The sequence below is a fragment of the Chitinophaga pinensis genome (assembly GCF_007896845.1).
Lineage (GTDB): Bacteria > Bacteroidota > Bacteroidia > Chitinophagales > Chitinophagaceae > Chitinophaga > Chitinophaga pinensis_C.
In genome coordinates this window covers 43,753-62,355 of the sequence record NZ_VOHS01000009.1, presented here as the reverse complement: position 1 = coordinate 62,355, position 18,603 = coordinate 43,753, and the positions used below count along the sequence as shown (strand labels likewise).

Annotated in this window: 17 protein-coding genes; 9 read left to right on the top strand and 8 right to left on the bottom strand. The window is 45.9% G+C overall.

Annotated elements, in window-relative coordinates:
• Positions 1 to 21: 21 nt before the first annotated feature.
• Genes rnr through bioD form a run of 4 tightly spaced genes read right to left on the bottom strand, consistent with a single transcriptional unit; the run spans position 22 to position 4,439 of the window.
• Entirely contained in the window at positions 22 to 2,139 is a 2,118-nt protein-coding gene (rnr, locus tag FEF09_RS11575; protein WP_146305261.1) for a ribonuclease R, read from the bottom strand.
• 11 nt (positions 2,140 to 2,150) lie between these two features.
• Complete coding sequence (gene lpxK, locus FEF09_RS11570; RefSeq protein WP_146305260.1) at positions 2,151 to 3,218, bottom strand: tetraacyldisaccharide 4'-kinase; 1,068 nt, start codon at positions 3,216 to 3,218, stop codon at positions 2,151 to 2,153.
• A gap of 1 nt (position 3,219) precedes the next feature.
• Positions 3,220 to 3,801 (bottom strand): 5-formyltetrahydrofolate cyclo-ligase, encoded by a 582-nt coding sequence (locus FEF09_RS11565; protein WP_186774303.1) that lies wholly within the window; start codon positions 3,799 to 3,801, stop codon positions 3,220 to 3,222.
• A 5-nt stretch (positions 3,802 to 3,806) separates the two neighbouring features.
• On the bottom strand, positions 3,807 to 4,439 hold the full coding sequence (gene bioD / locus FEF09_RS11560) for a dethiobiotin synthase (RefSeq protein ID WP_146305258.1): 633 nt from the start codon (positions 4,437 to 4,439) through the stop codon (positions 3,807 to 3,809).
• Between the two features lie 439 nt (positions 4,440 to 4,878).
• On the opposite strand from bioD, the gene FEF09_RS11555 reads away from it, so the two are divergent.
• The 8 genes from FEF09_RS11555 to FEF09_RS11520 all read left to right on the top strand — a co-directional run bounded on the left by FEF09_RS11555 (position 4,879) and on the right by FEF09_RS11520 (position 12,941).
• Positions 4,879 to 6,237: a pyridoxal-phosphate dependent enzyme gene (locus FEF09_RS11555; protein WP_146305257.1), complete on the top strand. Its 1,359-nt coding sequence runs from the start codon at positions 4,879 to 4,881 to the stop codon at positions 6,235 to 6,237.
• Between the two features lie 8 nt (positions 6,238 to 6,245).
• Entirely contained in the window at positions 6,246 to 7,052 is an 807-nt protein-coding gene (locus FEF09_RS11550) for a helical backbone metal receptor (RefSeq protein ID WP_261387425.1), read from the top strand.
• Positions 7,053 to 7,182: 130 nt separating this feature from the next.
• The gene (fbaA, locus tag FEF09_RS11545) at positions 7,183 to 8,250 is read left to right on the top strand and encodes a class II fructose-bisphosphate aldolase (protein ID WP_146305255.1); all 1,068 of its coding nucleotides are present in this window, start codon (positions 7,183 to 7,185) and stop codon (positions 8,248 to 8,250) included.
• Between the two features lie 209 nt (positions 8,251 to 8,459).
• Positions 8,460 to 9,308, top strand: a complete 849-nt coding sequence (gene accD / locus FEF09_RS11540; RefSeq protein ID WP_146305254.1) for an acetyl-CoA carboxylase, carboxyltransferase subunit beta — start codon at positions 8,460 to 8,462, stop codon at positions 9,306 to 9,308.
• Between the two features lie 302 nt (positions 9,309 to 9,610).
• Complete coding sequence (gene smpB / locus FEF09_RS11535) at positions 9,611 to 10,048, top strand: SsrA-binding protein SmpB (protein WP_146305253.1); 438 nt, start codon at positions 9,611 to 9,613, stop codon at positions 10,046 to 10,048.
• A gap of 18 nt (positions 10,049 to 10,066) precedes the next feature.
• Entirely contained in the window at positions 10,067 to 11,203 is a 1,137-nt protein-coding gene (locus FEF09_RS30710; protein WP_186774302.1) for a hypothetical protein, read from the top strand.
• Between the two features lie 51 nt (positions 11,204 to 11,254).
• Positions 11,255 to 12,334 (top strand): hypothetical protein, encoded by a 1,080-nt coding sequence (locus FEF09_RS11525; protein WP_146305252.1) that lies wholly within the window; start codon positions 11,255 to 11,257, stop codon positions 12,332 to 12,334.
• 115 nt (positions 12,335 to 12,449) lie between these two features.
• Positions 12,450 to 12,941: a hypothetical protein gene (locus FEF09_RS11520; protein ID WP_146305251.1), complete on the top strand. Its 492-nt coding sequence runs from the start codon at positions 12,450 to 12,452 to the stop codon at positions 12,939 to 12,941.
• Positions 12,942 to 13,054: 113 nt separating this feature from the next.
• Here FEF09_RS11520 and FEF09_RS11515 read toward each other — a convergent pair whose 3' ends face one another.
• On the bottom strand, positions 13,055 to 13,693 hold the full coding sequence (locus FEF09_RS11515; protein WP_146305250.1) for an START domain-containing protein: 639 nt from the start codon (positions 13,691 to 13,693) through the stop codon (positions 13,055 to 13,057).
• A 184-nt stretch (positions 13,694 to 13,877) separates the two neighbouring features.
• Here FEF09_RS11515 and FEF09_RS11510 point away from each other — a divergent pair, with 184 nt between their 5' ends.
• The gene (locus tag FEF09_RS11510; protein WP_146305249.1) at positions 13,878 to 16,289 is read left to right on the top strand and encodes an ABC transporter permease; all 2,412 of its coding nucleotides are present in this window, start codon (positions 13,878 to 13,880) and stop codon (positions 16,287 to 16,289) included.
• Positions 16,290 to 16,333: 44 nt separating this feature from the next.
• On the opposite strand, the gene FEF09_RS11505 is transcribed toward FEF09_RS11510, so the two are convergent.
• The 3 genes from FEF09_RS11505 to rnhA all read right to left on the bottom strand — a co-directional run bounded on the left by FEF09_RS11505 (position 16,334) and on the right by rnhA (position 18,593).
• Complete coding sequence (locus FEF09_RS11505; RefSeq protein WP_146305248.1) at positions 16,334 to 17,356, bottom strand: LLM class flavin-dependent oxidoreductase; 1,023 nt, start codon at positions 17,354 to 17,356, stop codon at positions 16,334 to 16,336.
• Positions 17,357 to 17,391: 35 nt separating this feature from the next.
• Entirely contained in the window at positions 17,392 to 17,934 is a 543-nt protein-coding gene (locus FEF09_RS11500; RefSeq protein WP_146305247.1) for a YceI family protein, read from the bottom strand.
• Positions 17,935 to 18,137: 203 nt separating this feature from the next.
• Positions 18,138 to 18,593, bottom strand: coding sequence for a ribonuclease HI (gene rnhA / locus FEF09_RS11495; protein WP_146305246.1), 456 nt, complete (start codon positions 18,591 to 18,593; stop codon positions 18,138 to 18,140).
• Between the last annotated feature and the right edge of the window lie 10 nt (positions 18,594 to 18,603).

Sequence of the window (18,603 nt, the reverse complement as noted above, 5' to 3'; positions counted from 1 at the left end):
AACGGCTCTAAGTTATATAAATTATGACTTTTTACGGGAAGAGGAACCCGGCTTCTTTCCGGATGCCGGTTTCTTCTTCGAAGTAGTTTCTTTCTTTTTGCCTTTTGGCGCCCTTGATGATTTCTTATCTGTAGCCGGTTTACGGGAAGACCTTACTCTTCCGCCAGCGAATACATCAGCAACACTGCCTTCCGGCTCTACAAGGTCGTAGTCCAGCTGGCGTTTCACCAGATTGGCAGCGACTACCTGTATCCTCACTTTATCACCTATACGGATCTTTTTGCCGGTGAAGGATCCCACCAGTGAATATTCATTCTCATCGTATACGAACTCGTCTTTGGTGCTCATGCTGTGGATGCTTACCAGACCTTCACATTTGGTATCTACTGTTTCCACCCAGAAACCAAAGTGTGCCACACCACTCACTACCCCATCGAATTCTTCTCCGATGTACTGTTGCATGTATTCCACCTGTTTGTATTTGTTAGCCGCTCTTTCTGCTTCCATGGCCTTACGTTCCATTTCGGAGGAGTGCTTACATTTCTTTTCCATCTGTTTGTCCGGATGGATATCGTGGGACAGGCACTGCTGCAGCACACGATGTACCAGTACGTCCGGATAACGGCGGATCGGTGAGGTAAAGTGACAATAATGTTCGAAGCCCAGTCCGTAGTGACCGATATCGTCTGTCGTATAAGCGGCTTTCGCCATTGTACGGATACCGAGGGTCTCCAGTACATGCTGTTCCGGTTTACCATGCGCCAGCTGCAACATTTCATTGAAAGAGCGGGCCAGTTTCTCGAGATTATCGACTTCCAGTTTGTGACCGAACTTGCGGGCAAAGGCGGAGAACATTTTCAGTTTTTCCTCATCCGGCGTATCGTGTACACGATATGGGAATGGTACATGCTGGTTGGTACCGATACGGATATTGTATACGTATTCCGCCACGGTCCTGTTAGCGAGCAACATCAGTTCTTCAATCAGCTGATGCGCCTCTTTGCTTTCCTTGATCACGATGCCTATCGGCTTCGCGTTTTCGTCCAGCTGGAAACGGACCTCCTGTGAAGAGAAATTGATCGCACCATTCTCAAAACGCAGCTTACGCAGGGTCTGGGAGATCTTATTGAGCAAGAGGACCTCATCCTTGTAAGGGCCCTCTCCTGTTTCGATGACTTCCTGTACCTGTTCGTACGTAAAACGGTGATCGGAATGGATCACGGTACGGCCAATCCAGTTTTCTTTGATCTCTCCTTTCTCGTTCATCTTGAAGACAGCGGAGAAAGTCAGTTTATCTTCATGCGGACGCAGGGAACAAAGCTCATTGGAGATCTTTTCCGGCAGCATCGGCAATACGCGGTCTGGCAGGTATACGGAGGTCGCACGTTTATCGGCCTCTTTATCAAGCGCGGTATCCGGCTGTACATAATGGCTGACGTCAGCGATATGCACCCCTACTTCGTACCAGTTACCACGCAGTTTACGGATAGAGATGGCATCATCAAAGTCCTTCGCATCTACCGGGTCAATAGTAAAAGTGAGGACCTTGCGGAAGTCTTTCCTTTTCTTCACTTCTTCCGCATCGATGTTCTCCTGAATCTGATTCAGTTCTTTCAGCACTTCATCCGGGAAGCTGAGCGGGAATCCGCTTTCGATCAGGATCTCTTTCATAGCCAGATCGTTGGTATTGCTGGCATCCAGCACTTCCACGACTTCCCCTACCGGCTTGCGGGTCTTTTCGCCCCAGGCCACTACACGAACGACGGCTTTATCGCCGTTCTTCGCATCTTTCAGGGAATTGGCAGGGATATATATATCAGGCATGAACAGCCCTTTTTCCGGTATCAGGAAGGCAAAGCCTTTATTAACCTGCAGACTGCCGGTGAATTCGATCTTTTTACGTTTAATGATCTCCGTTATCACACCTTCCATACGGCCTTCATTCTTGCCCTGTTTGATCACATCGACAAGCACTTCATCTCCATCGAGGGCGGTGTTGAGATTTTTCTGGCGGACCATTACATCCTTCTCCTGTCCTTCTATAATTACAAAGGACATCCCGGAGCGGGTTATCTGAACAGTCCCCCTGAAGGTTTTCTTCTGGCTACTGTGTTTTTGAGGTTTTTTCTTTTTTGTCATTCTCGTAACGTTTAATCATGGTTACTTCCAAACTGATCCACGTAAGTAAAAATATAATTATTAAATGAATCTCCTTCCCCGAACAGGAAAGATATTTCCACCGGCATAACGGCGATGGGTAAATTCAAAGGACGCAGCTGTTCTGACAGCAGTTGTAGTCTGACGGCGTCTTTTTCGGTTGTTACCACCAGTTTATTGCTACCGGGCAGGTTCTCCAGTTCCCGGTGTATTTTCTCCAGATCAGGGACGGAATAGTAGTAATGATCCGGAAAAGAGAGCAGAAATACGCTTTTACAGGTTTCTTTTAATCGCTGTAAAAGCGGCTCTGGTCTTGCGATACCACAAACAAGCAGTACGGTGGTATCAGCAGGAGCTGTTACCGGTGTGCCACTGAACATATCATATAAGTCGCCATAGGTCAGAGAAGTAAAAAACAGTTGCTGATGCGGCAGAGGAGCAATCTCCTGCCGGATGGCGGCTTTTTCGGTGTCAGACAGTTGTGGCGGACACTTGGACACAATGATACAATTGGCCCTTTCATAGCCCTTACGGCCTTCGCGCAGGCGACCGAAAGGAACTACATGGTCTTTGGTGAAACGGCGTCCGTATTCGGTGATCAGGATATTCTGACCCGGTTTTACAGAACGGTGCTGGAAAGCATCATCCAGCAATATCACCTGTGTTTCGGGACGTTCTCCCAGCAGCTGGGGTATGGCCAGCATACGTTCTTCCCCTACGCAGACAGCTATTTCGGGAAACTTCTGATGGAACTGCATCGGTTCATCTCCCAGCTGAGCGGCGGTGCTGGCGTGATCAGCCAGCAGATACCCACTGGTACGCCGGTTATATCCCCGGCTTAAGGTGGCTACCTGATGATTATCTTTCAATAGCTTAATGAGGTACTCCACATGAGGCGTCTTCCCCGTACCACCTACCGATAAATTGCCTACGGCTATTACGGGCAGATCAAACTCTACTGCCGTCAGCATATTACTGTCGTACAAGCGGTTACGTACCCACATTACCAGACCATAGAGCAGTGAGAAAGGGTATAATAAGACTTTCAGGTGTTTCAGCATTTTAGCTCTTTTTGAAATAGTAAATTGTTTGCGGCGTTACGACCATATCCAAAGGCACGTCGTTTTCGCCTGCGTCGGCGATCGCCTCTACCGGTTCGAACAATGACAGGCCGATAGTGGTTACTGTTGGCGAACATTGTTTCAGGAAACGGTCATACATCCCTTTTCCGTATCCGACCCGCTGTCCTTTTTTATCGAAAGCGAGCATAGGAACGAATACCAGGTCCATTTCGGCAGGCAGCAATGTAATGCCTCCGGCAGGTTCGGGTATCCCGTAAGCGTTTTTTACCAGCACGGTATCCGGTTTCCAGAGAAAGTGTTCCATCGTTGCATTACGCATATCCGACCTGGACAATGCCCATTGTAATGCAGGATATGCCTCTCTGGCCCAGTCCACCAGTGCGTGCGTGTCCGCTTCTTTCTTTTCAGTGATGGGAAGAAAAATGTGTGCCATGCTGAAATTGCTGTAATCCAGCAGCCGGCATTGGTGCAGTAACTCCCGGTTAAGGGTGGCAATCACATCGTCCGGAAGGTTCAAACGTTTTTCCAGGTATTCCTTTCGTATATCCTTTTTTGTTAACAAGTGGATCAGAATTGCCCCAAAGATAACTTTTCTGCCTGTTCCTTCACAAATGCCCTGTCAACCAGCGCAGTGTGAGGGATCCTTCCCAATAGCGGGTAACCGCTCCATTCTACAACTTCCGTTTCATTGGTATGATATGCTCCGCTGAAAATCCACCCCAAAACAGGGATACCACGTTGTTTCAGTACCTGTGCGGTCAATAATGCGTGGTTGATACTCCCCAGATAATTCTGGCTCACGATAATGACGCTGGCTTTTAGTTGCGCTATAAAGTCGATAGTAAAGAGCTGCTCTGTCAACGGTACCATCAGTCCGCCGGCGCCTTCAATCACCAAAGGTCGTCCGGAAGGCTGTATTCCCCCTACCTGTGCGACCACCTGTGCCACATCAATCTGAATGTTTTCCAGTCTTGCCGCAAGATGTGGCGAAGCCGGGGCTTCCAGACGATATGCTTCCGGGTGACAAACCGTCACAGGATTGGATATCAGACTTTTCACCGTATCAGTATCCGTCCCTTCTGATAACCCACTCTGTATCGGTTTCCAGTAATCTGCCTGTAGCGCTTCCACTACGCAGGCGGAGGTCACTGTTTTCCCTACCCCGGTCCCTATACCGGTAATAAATATCCGCTGACTCATGACATGCAAAGATAGTATAATAGGTATTAGGTTGTTCCTCTGTCAGAAACCTTCGGGGATTGGTTTCGGGTTTTGGTCCTTCGGCTATTAATACCGATTGTGTATAAAAGGTAACCCGGGGATAAGCCGTAGATACCCCGTAGATAAGCCGTATATAAGTCATTCCTATAGGTATGGCTTATATACGGCTTATCTACGGGACATCTACGGCTCAAATATTGATTATCAATAAGATAAAGACGATATTATGTAGTCAGAAAACGACCTTCCCGGAGCAGCATTCCTACTGGTAAAAAATATTTCTGACATGACGCATACAGGGCGTATATACGACGCATATACGGGACATCTCCGCCGGAGCGATCCCTCCGGAAGGATGCCTCTCCCGATCCTGAAAAAGGGAAATTCCTTACATTCGCTACTGTCCAACAAGATCTATATGAAATTTTGCAACAGCATCCTCGAAACGATCGGCAACACTCCACTTGTGAAACTGCACCGCGTGACAGCCGGCCTCCCATGCCCGGTATTCGCGAAAGTTGAGTTCTTTAACCCCGGTAACTCTATTAAAGACCGCATGGCCGTAAAAATGGTAGAAGAAGCAGAAAAGCAAGGCCTGCTGAAACCCGGCGGCACCATTATCGAAGGCACCTCTGGTAATACCGGCATGGGGCTGGCACTGGCAGCCGTGATAAAAGGGTACAAATGTATTTTTACGACAACAGATAAACAGTCGAAGGAAAAAGTAGACATCCTGAAAGCCGTTGGCGCTGAGGTGATCGTTTGTCCGACGAATGTAGAACCGGATGATCCGCGTTCTTATTATTCTGTGTCCCGCAGACTGTCCACCGAGATCCCGAATTCATTTTACGTAAACCAGTACGACAATCTGGCTAACCGCGATGCGCATTATGAGCAGACCGGTCCGGAGATCTGGGATCAGACAGACGGTAAGATCACCCATCTGGTGGTAGCTACCGGTACAGGTGGTACCATTACCGGTGCGGGCAAATTCCTGAAAGAGAAAAATCCGGATATACAGGTTTGGGCCATAGACAGTTATGGTTCATTGCTGAAGAAATACCACGAAACCGGCGAACTCGATATGAGTGAAGTATATCCTTACATCACGGAGGGTATCGGGGAAGATTTCGTGCCACAGAACTATGATATGAGCCTGATCGATCATTTTGAAAAGGTGACGGATAAGGATGGTGCTGTGATGGCCCGCCGTATTACAAAAGAGGAAGGCATCTTTGTCGGTTACTCCGCAGGTTCTGCCTTGTCGGGGCTGATACAATTAAAGAGCCGCCTGAAACCTACAGATGTGGTTGTGGTTATTTTCCATGACCACGGCAGCCGTTATGTAGGTAAGGTATATAATGATCAGTGGATGATGGAGCGTGGTTTCCTTGACGTGAAAACAGTGAAAGATGTGGTGAACAGCCGGCGTAATCAGCCGCTGGTGACGATCAGTCAGGAGGAAAAAGTGAGTGATGCGATTATCAAGATGAAGAAATTTGATATCGAGCATTTGCCGGTATTACATAATAATGAGATCGTCGGGGCGATTTCAGAAGGTGGGCTTTTCAACCGCCTGATTGATGATGCGAATCTGAAGGATGCGCAGATCAAACAGGTGATGCAGACTGCTTTTCCGGAGGTAAGTATGGATATGCCGATAGAAAAGCTATCTGCCTATATCAATAAAGAAAACGGGGCGGTGATCAGCAAGGATGAAAGTGGCAAACCGCATATTGTGACGAAGTACGACATCATTCAGGCATTGGGTAGCTGATGCAGAAGATGAAGACATATACAGACCAGCTGGGGCGGGAAGTGGTAATACCCTTCCCGCCCCGTCGCATTATATCGGTTGTACCTTCGCAGACAGAATTATTATATGACCTCGGACTGGATGAAGAAGTGGTGGGCATCACTAAATTTTGTGTACATCCGGAGCAATGGTTCCGGCAAAAGCAGAGGATCGGTGGCACCAAACAACTACATCTTGAAGAGATACTGGCCTTACAACCGGACCTTGTGATTGCAAACAAGGAGGAAAATACGGCTGCTGATATCCGGTATCTGATGGAACGGGTGCCGGTCTGGGTCAGCGATATTCAGATGATGGAAGATGCCGTGGAGATGATAATAAAGGTGGGGGAAATTACCGGCAGACATGAACAGGCTTTGCAAATAAGCAAAGATATCTCTATCAGATTCAGCGACTTACTAAAAAATACAGCCCATTCAAAAAAACTGCGGACAGCCTATTTTATCTGGCGGGATCCATGGATGGTTGCCGGGGGAGATACGTTTATACATCATATCATGACGGAGTATTGCGGACTGGAAAATGTATTTGCGGGAAATCCACGGTATCCGGAAGTGGATGCCGGGAGTCTATTATCATCCGGTTGTCAGGTAATATTATTGTCGTCGGAGCCCTATCCTTTTAAAGAGAAACATATTGCGGAACTGGCGGAGCTGGTACCCGGAGCGCGTATCATGCTGGTGGATGGGGAGATGTTTTCGTGGTATGGGAGCCGGCTCGGGAAGGCCGCAGGATATCTGCAGGAATTATGGAAACTATTGTATAATTGTCAATAAATAATAAAAAATTACGAGAAAAATGCCATTTTAATTCGTAATTCGTTATTGATAATTCGTAATTGTGCTATAATAGTTAATCTTTAGTACTTATATTTGCCATCCTTAAATGTAAAACAATCCGAAAGCTATGGGAAAATACAGAGCTGGCGTGTTATTCGGCGAAGAGCTGGAAGCGCTGTACAATGATGCCAAGAGTAATGCATTCGCAATGCCTGCCGTTAACGTGGTGGGTACCAATTCCGTAAACGCAGTACTGGAAACCGCTGCCAAAGTAAATTCACCTGTTATTATTCAGTTCTCCAATGGCGGTGCACAGTTCTTTGCCGGTAAGGGAATGCCGAATGACAAGCTGCAGGCAAATATTGCGGGCGCGATCTCTGGTGCAAAACACGTACACGAAGTAGCTAAATACTACGGCGTACCAGTAGTATTGCACACTGACCACGCTGCTAAAAAATGGTTACCATGGATCGACGGTTTGCTGGATGCGGGTGAAGTATTCATGAAACAGACTGGTCAGCCACTGTTCAGTTCCCACATGCTGGACCTTTCCGAAGAGCCAATTCACGAGAATATCGAGACTTCCGTTAAATATTTCGAAAGAATGAACAAACTGGGTATGTCCATCGAAATCGAACTGGGCGTAACTGGTGGTGAAGAAGATGGCGTTGACAACTCAGGTGTTGAAAACGACAAGCTGTATACACAGCCAGAAGAAGTATTCTATGCTTACGAAAACCTGTCCAAAGTAGGTAGCCGTTTCACTGTTGCAGCTGCTTTCGGTAACGTACACGGTGTTTATAGCCCGGGTAACGTTGAACTGCGTCCTGTGATCCTGCACAACAGCCAGGAATTTGTACAGCAGAAACTGGGTACTGCTCCAAAACCAATCTACTATGTATTCCATGGTGGTTCCGGTTCTCCTAAACATCAGATCGCAGAATCTCTGGGTTATGGTGTAATCAAAATGAACCTTGATACAGACATGCAGTGGGCATTCTGGGAAGGTATCCATGATTTCTACGAAGCGAAGAAAGATTATCTGCAGGCTCAGCTGGGTAACCCGGAAGGTGCGGATAAGCCAAACAAAAAATACTACGATCCCCGCGTATGGCTGCGTAAAGGTGAAGAAACCTTCGTTAAGCGCCTGGAAGAAGCATTCGCTGACCTGAATTGCGTAAACAGAAACGCGTAATTCCGGAAGCGGGACAAATTATGAATCCTCAGGAAGTCATTCCTGAGGATTTTTTTGTAAATGCATTTTTATTATAGCAGTTATATATATATCTTTCCAATCAAATTATTGGTTGCCAGATACTTTAATTATAATTATACAGGTCGCATACTTTGGAAGTTAATATAATTTGTATCTTGCACAACTATTTTGTAACCTAATAGCACAATATGTCAAGCTGGTTTAAGCGCATTAAACAAGGCATTCAAACGTCTACAAGTGAGAAGAAAGAAGCGCCGGATGGATTGTGGCACAAATGTCCTAGCTGCAAAAAAACCTCTACAGTAAAAGATCTGAAAGAGCACTTTTATGTATGCGACAAGTGTAATTACCACAATCGCATCAATTCGGCAGAGTATTTCGAAATTCTATTTGACAACAATGAATTCGAAGAGCTGTTTGGTAATATCTATCCGAAAGACTTCCTCGGATTCAAGGACCTGAAACCTTACGGTGCAAGACTCGTGGAGGCTCAGAAGAAATCCGGTCTGAAAGATGCCATGCGCGTAGGTGCAGGTCAGGTATTGGGTAACAACCTGGTAATTGCCTGTATGGACTTCGCCTTCATCGGTGGTTCCATGGGTTCAGTGGTAGGTGAAAAAATCGCCCGTTCCATTGATTACTGTATTGCGAACAAGATGCCGCTGATGGTTATTTCCAAGTCAGGTGGTGCGCGTATGATGGAAAGTGCCTTCTCTCTGATGCAGATGGCTAAAACTTCCGCAAAACTGACGCAGCTGGCAGAAGCTAAGCTGCCTTATATTTCCCTGATGACAGATCCTACCACAGGTGGTGTAACAGCTTCCTTTGCAATGCTGGGTGATCTGAACATTGCGGAGCCTAAAGCACTGATCGGTTTCGCCGGTCCGCGCGTTATTAAAGAAACTATCAAGAAAGACCTGCCTGAAGGTTTCCAGAGTGCTGAGTTCCTGCTGGAACACGGTTTCCTGGATCTGATCATTGACCGTAAGGAGATGAAACAGCGTCTGGCTCTGTTGTTAGAGTTATTTAAGAACTAAGCACCAAAGCGAAAACATTAGGAATTAGGAGTCGGGAATTAAGAACTATTGCCAGTGCAATTTTCTTAACACTTGATTCTTAATTCCTAATTTTATAATATAACTTCATTCATTATTAACCACAAAACAGAATTAAGAAGCCAGCATATATGAATTGAGCCTGTCCAGACAGCCCAGTTCTTAATCCTCAATTTTAATTCTTTATTTTTTTCCTGATTCAGGATCCACGGAATATATTAATTGCGGCTGTTAGCACAGCCCAATTCCTAAGTACCGGCTCCTGATCCTAATTTTTTCAGACGATGGCAGAACTCAAGAACAGATCGGCATATTTCGAGTACGCAATAGAGGACAAGTATATTGCCGGCATGGTGTTGACAGGAACGGAAATTAAATCAATCCGCGGTAGCCGCGTGAGCTTCAATGATTCATTCTGCTATTTTTCCAAAGGAGAGTTGTTTGTTAAAAGCCTGCATATATCCGAGTATACACACGGTACATATGCTAATCATGATCCCCTTCGTGAACGTAAGTTACTGCTGACCAAGCGTGAACTTAGAAAACTTGAGAACAAGATCAAGGAAAGAGGCTATAGCATCATTCCCCTTCGCATCTTTATTACCGACAAAAGCCTGGCTAAGATTGAAATCGGACTGGGTAAAGGTAAAAAGCTGCACGACAAACGGGATAGCATCAAGCAGCGCGAAACGGACAGGGAGATCAGAAGATTCCTGAAATAAAAATACACTACCGATTATATGCAAAACCGTTTCTGGTGGCTGATAGCACCTATCCTATTTATCCTCTCCTGTAAAAACGGGGAGAAATTGTACAATAAAGGACGGTACGACGATGCCGTTCTTGTATTTGTAAAAAAACTACAGAAGAAACCTGCACACACCACCTCACTACAACTGCTTCCGGATGCCTATGCACAGGCCAGACGTCTTCATGAAGATAAAGTCACTGGTTTGCTGAGCTCCAACGATCCCCTGAAATGGGAGTATGTACGCAACGAATACCGTAGCCTCCAGCGCTTATACGATGCGATACAGGCCAGTCCCGCAGCATTGGCAATCGTTAAACCTAAAGATTATCGTAATGCTATTACCGGCGCGCAGGAAAATGCGGCACAGGTAAGGTATGATCGCGGTGCTTCTCTCCTCGATCAGGGAGATAAAGGCGCTGCAAGACAGGCATTTGAAGAGTTTCAGGCAGCCCTGAGCCTCATTCCCAACTACCGCAATGCAGCACAACTCAGAGATGAAGCCTTCGCAAGAGGAACCGTTAATGTAGTTGTAAGACAGATCGATGTACGTTCTCCTTACTATCAGTTCAGCGCTGATCAGTTCAGAGAAATACTGATCAAAAACCTGCAACAGCGTAATATCAACCGCTTCGTACAATTCACAGACGAACGTATTGCTCAGGCTAACAGGATACAACCTGACCAGTTTCTGGAAATGCGTTTTTATGATTTCGTAGTGGGCCAGACTTATGTAGACCGCTCCGAAAGAGAAGTGTCCAAAGAGATTGTCGTATCTACTGTGAAAGACAGTACGGGTAAAGAAACCATCAAACGTTACGCTACTGTAAAAGCGAAGGTGTACGTAAACAAAGCAACCGTGATCTCCAAAGGTGTGCTGGACTACCAGCTGCTGGATGCTGTAAACGGTAATATCATCCGTACTGACAGACTGCCCGGTAGCTTTACCTGGGTGAATCAGTGGGGATATTATAAAGGAGATGAACGCGCACTCAGCGATCAGGATAAAAGCCTGATGGGTGGTGAGGATATTGCTCCGCCGCCGCCACAGGAATTGTTTATGCAGTTTACAAAGCCGATCTATGATCAGATGACGAGTGAAATGCAACAGCTTTACAACAACATGTAATTAAAAAGGCTTTCTAAACGAAAGCCTTTTTTTAATTATAAAAACAGACCTATGCAGCTCCTTCAAAAACACATTGCTATCCTGAATGATGTCCGTGCTGGTAAAATTCCGCTTAAAACGTTCTTTTTTAAACGTTCAAAAGATGACGCGGACTGTGACCTGCATCGGCAGAAAAGGAGCAACCTCATTACAGCGCTGAAGTTTGCCCCCCTGCCAACTGACGAACCACTGTTACAAGAGTTGTTCCGGCAGGAGATTAAACGGGCCGAAAAAGATCCTTTTCAGGGTTGCGGGGATGCGATGATGCTTGCCGCAAGCCTCTTGTCCCGGTTTAAGAATCCGGAGAACGTATGGTTATTTACTGCAGCTAAGCGAGCCAATTTTGATACCTCCTGCGGCTTCGATTACGAGTTCCTTGTATCTGCCGGGATTGATGTTACTTACGATCTGGTAGACAATGCAAAGGCCTCAAAACTGAAGCAGGCATTCTATTATGTTGCCGGTGCCTCCCGGGAAGTGTGTCATATCAGTCAGGAGGAGCTGTTACAATGGGAAACGCGGATCCAAAGAACACTCCATCCTTCCCTTGATACGATTGAGCAGGAAATGTATCTGGCCATTGATCTGAATGACAAAGAAGCGCTCAGGGAGCTGGTAGATCAATGGCAAACCGAAAAAACGACATGGACGGGTGAGGAAGCCAATGCGCTTTTATATTATGAAACAGTGCTGAAAAACCGGGCCGGAGAAATCCGTGCTTACGAGCTAATCGCACAACTGGATAATCGTGCTTTCATGAGGACCCATGCACTGGAAAAGCTCTCCCGGTTATATCTGGAAAACGGAGAAGCGCTAAAAGCGTGGGACACCCTGCAACTGGCATTGGCGCAGGAACGTGACATGGCACGCCTATCAGGTCCGACTGTTGACACGATCTATCAACTGACACTCGCTTTTGACAATCAGCATCCTATAGCTATTGCCTCCTTTTCCCGGGCAATGCGGGAGATCAGGCTATTACCTCCCGCGCAGCTCAGTCGCGATCTGGCCCAGTCAGCAAGAAAAGCGGCCATACACATGAAAAATAAAGCTGCAGCTGCGAAGATTGAGCAAATCTTCGCCCCTGAATGATATGCTATTACAGATGGTTTGAAGACCCACTACCATTATATTAAATAAAACGATATATTTGCACCGCAAAACTTGTCTGTCCCACTGAAAACAGACGTAAAACCATATATAACCTATGAAAAAGCTCGCTGTATTACTGTTCGCCGTTACCGCCATCTCGGTAGCTTGTAAAAAAGACGATAAGAATGACACTAATCCTGCAGACCTTGGCGGTTCTTATACCATTGAGGGTAAAACTTATGCAGCTGATTACGCATACTGGACAGGCAGAGATGGTCTGGTGATCACGAATAAGCCACAGGCGCCTGAGTATGTTGAGAATTCTGTACAGATTTCTGTAGATAGCCTGTACTTCTCAGATACCTATACCTACATGGTACGCGCCAACATCAACTATGATAAGAAGAAGAACTTCTTTGGATCATATGTAAGATATACCGCAAGCGGCATATATGGTGAAGGAACAGAGATTACCGGTGTTTCAGCAGGTACCCTGAATGTGACCAGAGAGAAAGAGATCTACACGATCAAATTCAATATCACGGTAGCTGGCAGACCGATACAGGGCACTTACGTAGGTAAAGTAGAAGGAAAGAAATTTGAATAACATTCTTCAGTTATAAAAGGAAAAGGGGAAGCAACATTGCTTCCCCTTTTCCTTTTATAACTTACGTGCCCATCCGCCGTCAGCAAAAGACCTTTTCAATATCCTATTTAGTATCAGTTCTTAATGAACGTATACTGTACTTTCTTGTACTGAGGTTTGTTCACCTGTTCTTTGAGCTTCTTAAAAGACTCCATTGGGCCTTTCGTCACAAACAGGTTCACCAGCCATGCAGGAAGATTACCACCGGGGTTCGCTTCCAGTGTATACTCAATATCTACATTGCTGCCATTGGGCGTGATGATCCATTTTCCGGAGGACTGTGTTACACGCACAATACCATTTTTAGCTGGCATGTAATCAGGCACTACTGGTCCGTCAATGGTCACTATCCGTGTATGAGGATCCTGACTGGCATGCAGATGACAGATAAAGTCCCTGTTGTTAAGTGGCCAGGGCAGGCTCACTTCGGAATAATAGTATACTTCCGCCGGAGAGATCTGTTTCAGCAGCGTACTTGATTTAGTAGCATACAACCACTCTCCTGCAGTGTTGACATCCATTATGACGGCGGTAAACTGGGTCAAAGTCGCTGGCAATGAACATTTTACTTTGATGCCCTTGTAATCGGAATTCTCGATCGTTTTGGTATAGATCTTAATTCCGTCTTTATCATGCTTAAGCGTCCAGTTAGTCTGGCTATAGCTTATCAGGCTAAATAACAGAGCCAGTCCGGTTATCAATAAGTTCTTCATGTTCGTCTATAGGTTGAAATCCGACACAAAACTACCGAACTACATCGACAATATTTAAAAGTGAACGGATATTGTACTAAAAACGGACATTTTGGTTCTTCCCTAAAACATTAAAACACTGGTTATGAGCAATTTAATATTCCGGCATTTACTTAGCGGAGGTATAGTATATTCATTGTAGTATATGTTTAAAAGTTACCTTAAAATAGCCCTGAGAAACCTTTGGAAGAATAAGCTTTTCTCAGCGATCAATATTACAGGATTGGCCATGGGTGTGGCCTGTGCGCTGCTGATCATCTTCCATGTGAAGCAGGAACTCAGTTATGACAAGGGGTTTGCGAAGGCAGACCGTATTTATCGTGTTACCCAGACCGGCAAGGGCGACAATGCCCGTAGCTGGGCGGCAACCGCTCCCTCTACTGCGGATGCCTTCAGGCAGTTTTTCCCACAGGTGGTGAACACTGTTAGTTTTCACAGACCCTATCCTTATCAGGTGCTGAGTTACACAGGCGCCAATGGTAATGTGGTAAAATTCGAAGAGAAAGGCGGTTTCTTTGCCGACCCTGCTGTAACGGATGTATTTGATATTCAATTTCTCTCCGGCGACAAAAACAACGCATTAAATACACCGGGCTCCATCATTATCACAGATAAAATGGCCCGTAAGTATTTTGGCGAAGCCGATCCCTTAGGGAAAATCCTGCAGGATGATGTAAATAATATCTCTCTGAAAGTCACCGGTGTGGTCCATGAATACAATTTCCCCACACATCTCCGGTTTGACTATCTCCTGTCTATGTCTACCATCCATCACTTTCTGGATGACCGTTCACTGGCCAACAAGACCTGGAATGGGTTTTATACCTATATCCTGCTGGATAAACCTGCTTCTGCCAAAAAGGTGGAGACGGGGCTGAAGGACTTTACTGCAAAGTTTTATGAAGATGGCAATACGACCCGTGAAGAGATACTGGCTGACCGTGAGATTGGTATACAACCTATTACAAGTATTCACCTGCATTCCCGGCTGGAAAAAGAGATGTATCCCAACAGTGATGTCACTTATGTAAAGATATTTTCGCTGGCGGCCTTATTTATTCTCCTCGTAGCTGCAGTCAATTTTATCAACCTATATACTGCGCAGGCATTTGGCAGGATGAGAGAAATAGGCATGCGTAAAGTGATAGGCGCAACCTACCGGCAGGTGATAGGACAGTTTCTGGGGGAATCATTGCTGACGACCTTACTGGCAACCATACTGGCATTTGTCCTGTTCAAAACGGCTATTCCTTTCTATAATAGTATCGCGGAACGGCCATTTTATCTGAATGAAGCACTGACTCCATCCGGACTGGGTATGACCTTATTATTGATCATTTTTATTGCATTACTGGCGGGAGGATATCCGGCGTGGCATGTGGCACACTTTCATCCTATAAAGGCACTGAGGAGTAAAAACATGCCCGGCAGTCAGGTAAATAATGTAAGAAAGGGCATGGTGATCTTTCAGTTTGTCGTATCTGTTTTTATGATCATCAGTACAATGATCATCTATCGTCAGATCAGATTTTTTCACAACAAGGATCTTGGATTTGACAGAGAACAGGTAGCCGGCATTACGATATATGGACCTATGTGGCAGCACTTCAGGTCATTGATCGATGATATTGAACGCTCACCTGATATTGTTGACTTTTCTATTGTATCTACGCTGCCGGGAGACAGATTCAGTTCGCAGCCGTTTCAGCCACTATCAGCTACCAACAAAGAGGAGTTTGACAACAGCCGCATTATGTGGTCGGATGAACGGCTGTTATCTACCCTTCAGATCCCTTTGGTAGAAGGCCGGAATTTTCATAATCAGATGCCTGATATCAAACAGAAGGAGTTTATTATAAATGAATCTGCGGTAAAGGCGTATCATCTCACATCAGCGGTCGGACATCTGTTTATAGCGGATGGAGATACCGGTACGGTAGTAGGTGTGGTAAAGGATTTCAATTTTGCATCGTTGCATACGCCGGTAGATCCATTGGTGATAAAGTATGATCCTAATCGTGCGAATTATCTGTTGCTGAAGATAAAGCCGGGACATATACCTGCGGCGCTGGCGTATATGAAAGAACGTATTACAACGCTGACGCCGGGAGGTACATTTACTTATACATTTATAGATGATAAACTAAACAGGCTGTATGCATCTGAGAACCAGATGAGCAGTATATTCAAGACATTCGCGGCATTTGCCATTTTCATTTCCTGTATGGGATTATTTGGTTTGTCAGCCTATACGGCGCAATTAAGAAAGAAGGAAATCAGTATAAGAAAAGTGTTGGGGGCTTCGTCTGCGTATGTTGCATTATTACTGTCACGCGACTTCATCAAGCTGGTGCTGATTGCTATTCTTGTGTCTTGTCCGCTGGCGTGGTGGGCGATGGATAAATGGCTGAGTGGGTTTGCCTATCACATTCCTGTGAACGGTTGGATGTTTGCAGTTGCGGGACTCTTTGCATTGATCGCTGCTTTTCTGACGGTGAGTTATCAGGCGGTGAGGGCGGCGCTCAGTGATCCGGTGAAACATCTGAAAGCAGAATAAAAATAAAAGAGGCGTCCGCTTATAGCTGGACGCCTCTTCTGGCATTATGCGTTTACCAAAGGCTTCACTTTGTTACCTATCAGATCAATTGCGTTCATCAGTTTGTCATGTGGTACTTCCGCGGAATCCATCTGGAAGGTCAGTCTTGAGATACCTCCCAATGCGTTCGCGTGATGCACTATCTTCTCTGCTACTTCTTCTGCACTTCCTACCAGTAAAGCCCCTGTAGGACCATTCTGGGCGAGGAAATGCTGTTTTGTTACCGGTGGCCAGCCTCTCTCTTTGCCTACCTTTGTCATGCTGGCTGCGTAACCCGGATAAAAATCTTCTATTGCTTTTTCTGTTGTTTCTGCAACGTATCCGAGCGAGTGTAAACCAACGGTGAGTGTTTCAGGCGCATGTCCTGCACGTCTTCCGGCTTCACGATAGAGATCGATCAGGGGACGGAAACGGTGTGTTTCCCCTCCTATGATCGCCACCATCAATGGTAAGCCTAATGCACCTGCTCGCACGAAAGACTGTGGTGTACCACCTACGCCAAGCCATATCGGAAGTTTCTCCTGTAATGGGCGTGGATATACCGGTTGATTTTTCATCGCTGGTCTGAACTTACCTGACCATGTCACAAATTCCTTATCACGGATCTCCAGTAATAAATCCAGTTTTTCCGAGAACAGGTCATCGTAATCATTGAGGTTGTATCCGAATAACGGGAAAGCATCTGTGAACGAGCCACGTCCTACTACCATTTCTGCACGACCGTCGGAGATCAGGTCGAGGGTGGCAAAGTTCTGAAATGCGCGCACCGGATCCATTGCGCTCAGTACTGTAACAGCACTGGCCAGTCTGATCTTTTTAGTCCGGGAGGCAGCTGCCGCAAGAATATGCGTAGGCGCCGAATCCAGAAAGCCCTTACGGTGATGTTCACCGATGCCAAATACGTCAAGATCCGATCGGTCTGCGTGTTCCATTCGCTCGAGTAACTGGAGCATAGCATCCCTGTCACTCAATGCAGCGGCCGCATTATCACTAAACCTCGCTGCAAAGCTGTCAATTCCAATTTCCATATATCAATGAAGGGTTTACTGTTCCGGGCAGCTGGTTATGCCAATACCGGCACTGCTTCTTTCACCAGCTGTACTTCCATCAGCAGTTTTACTTCGTCGCTCAGTACGATGCTACCTGCTTCTGTAGCGGCATTCCAACGCAGGCCATAGTCTGCACGGTGCAGGCGTCCTTTGATGGAAAAGCCTTCTTTTTCCTGTCCGTATGGGTCTGTCACAACGCCGTTGCGTAAAACATCCAGTTCGATGCTGTGTGTATGACCTTTGATAGTCAGATCACCGATCAGCTTATATTCTTCTTCTGTTACTTTCTTGATCTTTTTAGATACGAAAGAGATCTTAGGATGATGCTCTGTATCGAAGAACTCACCACCTTTCAGGTGTTCGTCTCTCTGTTTGTTGTTGGTGGTGATGCTGGCCGTTGTTGCTTCAAATGTGATTGTTGCATCATGAAAATCCGCGCTTTCAGTCTTAACACTTCCTGTAAACTCCGTAAAATAACCGCTTACGTTTGTGATCATCAGGTGTTTTACTTTAAATCCAATTTCGCTGTGTGATTCATCGATCTTCCAGTGTGTCATATCTTTTCCTTTTAGACAGTTGAAATAATAATGATGTAAATGTAATATGTATTCTAATTATAAAGAGTGGATAAATTATAGATAATGGTGGACAAATTTCAATTTTTCATTAAATAAATGTTAAAGTGCCTGAGTCAGATGCATGAAAATGGGCTGTCCTGCTTATCGCGGGACAGCCCTTTTCAGAATATTGGTGATTGTATCTATTCTCCTTCGAATCCGACATCATCCAGCCAGTTACCACTATCGGCAGCTTGTGTGGCCAGTTCGTCGCAACGGTTATTCAGTGGGTTGGTGGAGTGTCCTTTTACCCAGTTGAACTTTACGTGGTGCTTTTTAAAAGCAGGAATAAAACGTTGCCAGAGGTCTTTATTTTTTTTGTCTTTAAAACCGGTCTTTACCCAGCCCCAGAGCCAGCCTTTTTCGACGCTGTTAACGACGTACTGACTATCTGTAAAGATCTTAACCTGCAGTCCGTCTCTCTTTAATGCTTCGAGGGCTACGATAACGGCCATCAGTTCCATGCGGTTGTTGGTCGTGAGGCGATATCCCTGTGATAATTCCTTGCGGACACTGTTCCACATCAGTACAACGCCATAGCCACCTGGGCCCGGGTTACCGCGGGATGAACCGTCCGTGTAAATAATAACTTCTGACATAGCGGGCAAA

Excerpts from the sequence above, each read along its gene's own strand:
- FEF09_RS11505 (WP_146305248.1), bottom strand. The coding sequence starts at position 17,356 with ATGGAAATTGGAATTGACAGCTTTGCAGCGAGGTTTAGTGATAATGCG.
- FEF09_RS11520 (WP_146305251.1), top strand. The coding sequence starts at position 12,450 with ATGAAAAAGCTCGCTGTATTACTGTTCGCCGTTACCGCCATCTCGGTA.
- FEF09_RS11550 (WP_261387425.1), top strand. The coding sequence starts at position 6,246 with ATGAAGACATATACAGACCAGCTGGGGCGGGAAGTGGTAATACCCTTC.
- FEF09_RS11510 (WP_146305249.1), top strand. The coding sequence starts at position 13,878 with ATGTTTAAAAGTTACCTTAAAATAGCCCTGAGAAACCTTTGGAAGAAT.
- FEF09_RS11500 (WP_146305247.1), bottom strand. The coding sequence starts at position 17,934 with ATGACACACTGGAAGATCGATGAATCACACAGCGAAATTGGATTTAAA.
- smpB (WP_146305253.1), top strand. The coding sequence starts at position 9,611 with ATGGCAGAACTCAAGAACAGATCGGCATATTTCGAGTACGCAATAGAG.
- rnr (WP_146305261.1), bottom strand. The coding sequence starts at position 2,139 with ATGACAAAAAAGAAAAAACCTCAAAAACACAGTAGCCAGAAGAAAACC.
- FEF09_RS11555 (WP_146305257.1), top strand. The coding sequence starts at position 4,879 with ATGAAATTTTGCAACAGCATCCTCGAAACGATCGGCAACACTCCACTT.
- lpxK (WP_146305260.1), bottom strand. The coding sequence starts at position 3,218 with ATGCTGAAACACCTGAAAGTCTTATTATACCCTTTCTCACTGCTCTAT.
- FEF09_RS11525 (WP_146305252.1), top strand. The coding sequence starts at position 11,255 with ATGCAGCTCCTTCAAAAACACATTGCTATCCTGAATGATGTCCGTGCT.
- rnhA (WP_146305246.1), bottom strand. The coding sequence starts at position 18,593 with ATGTCAGAAGTTATTATTTACACGGACGGTTCATCCCGCGGTAACCCG.
- FEF09_RS11515 (WP_146305250.1), bottom strand. The coding sequence starts at position 13,693 with ATGAAGAACTTATTGATAACCGGACTGGCTCTGTTATTTAGCCTGATA.
- fbaA (WP_146305255.1), top strand. The coding sequence starts at position 7,183 with ATGGGAAAATACAGAGCTGGCGTGTTATTCGGCGAAGAGCTGGAAGCG.
- bioD (WP_146305258.1), bottom strand. The coding sequence starts at position 4,439 with ATGAGTCAGCGGATATTTATTACCGGTATAGGGACCGGGGTAGGGAAA.
- FEF09_RS30710 (WP_186774302.1), top strand. The coding sequence starts at position 10,067 with ATGCAAAACCGTTTCTGGTGGCTGATAGCACCTATCCTATTTATCCTC.
- accD (WP_146305254.1), top strand. The coding sequence starts at position 8,460 with ATGTCAAGCTGGTTTAAGCGCATTAAACAAGGCATTCAAACGTCTACA.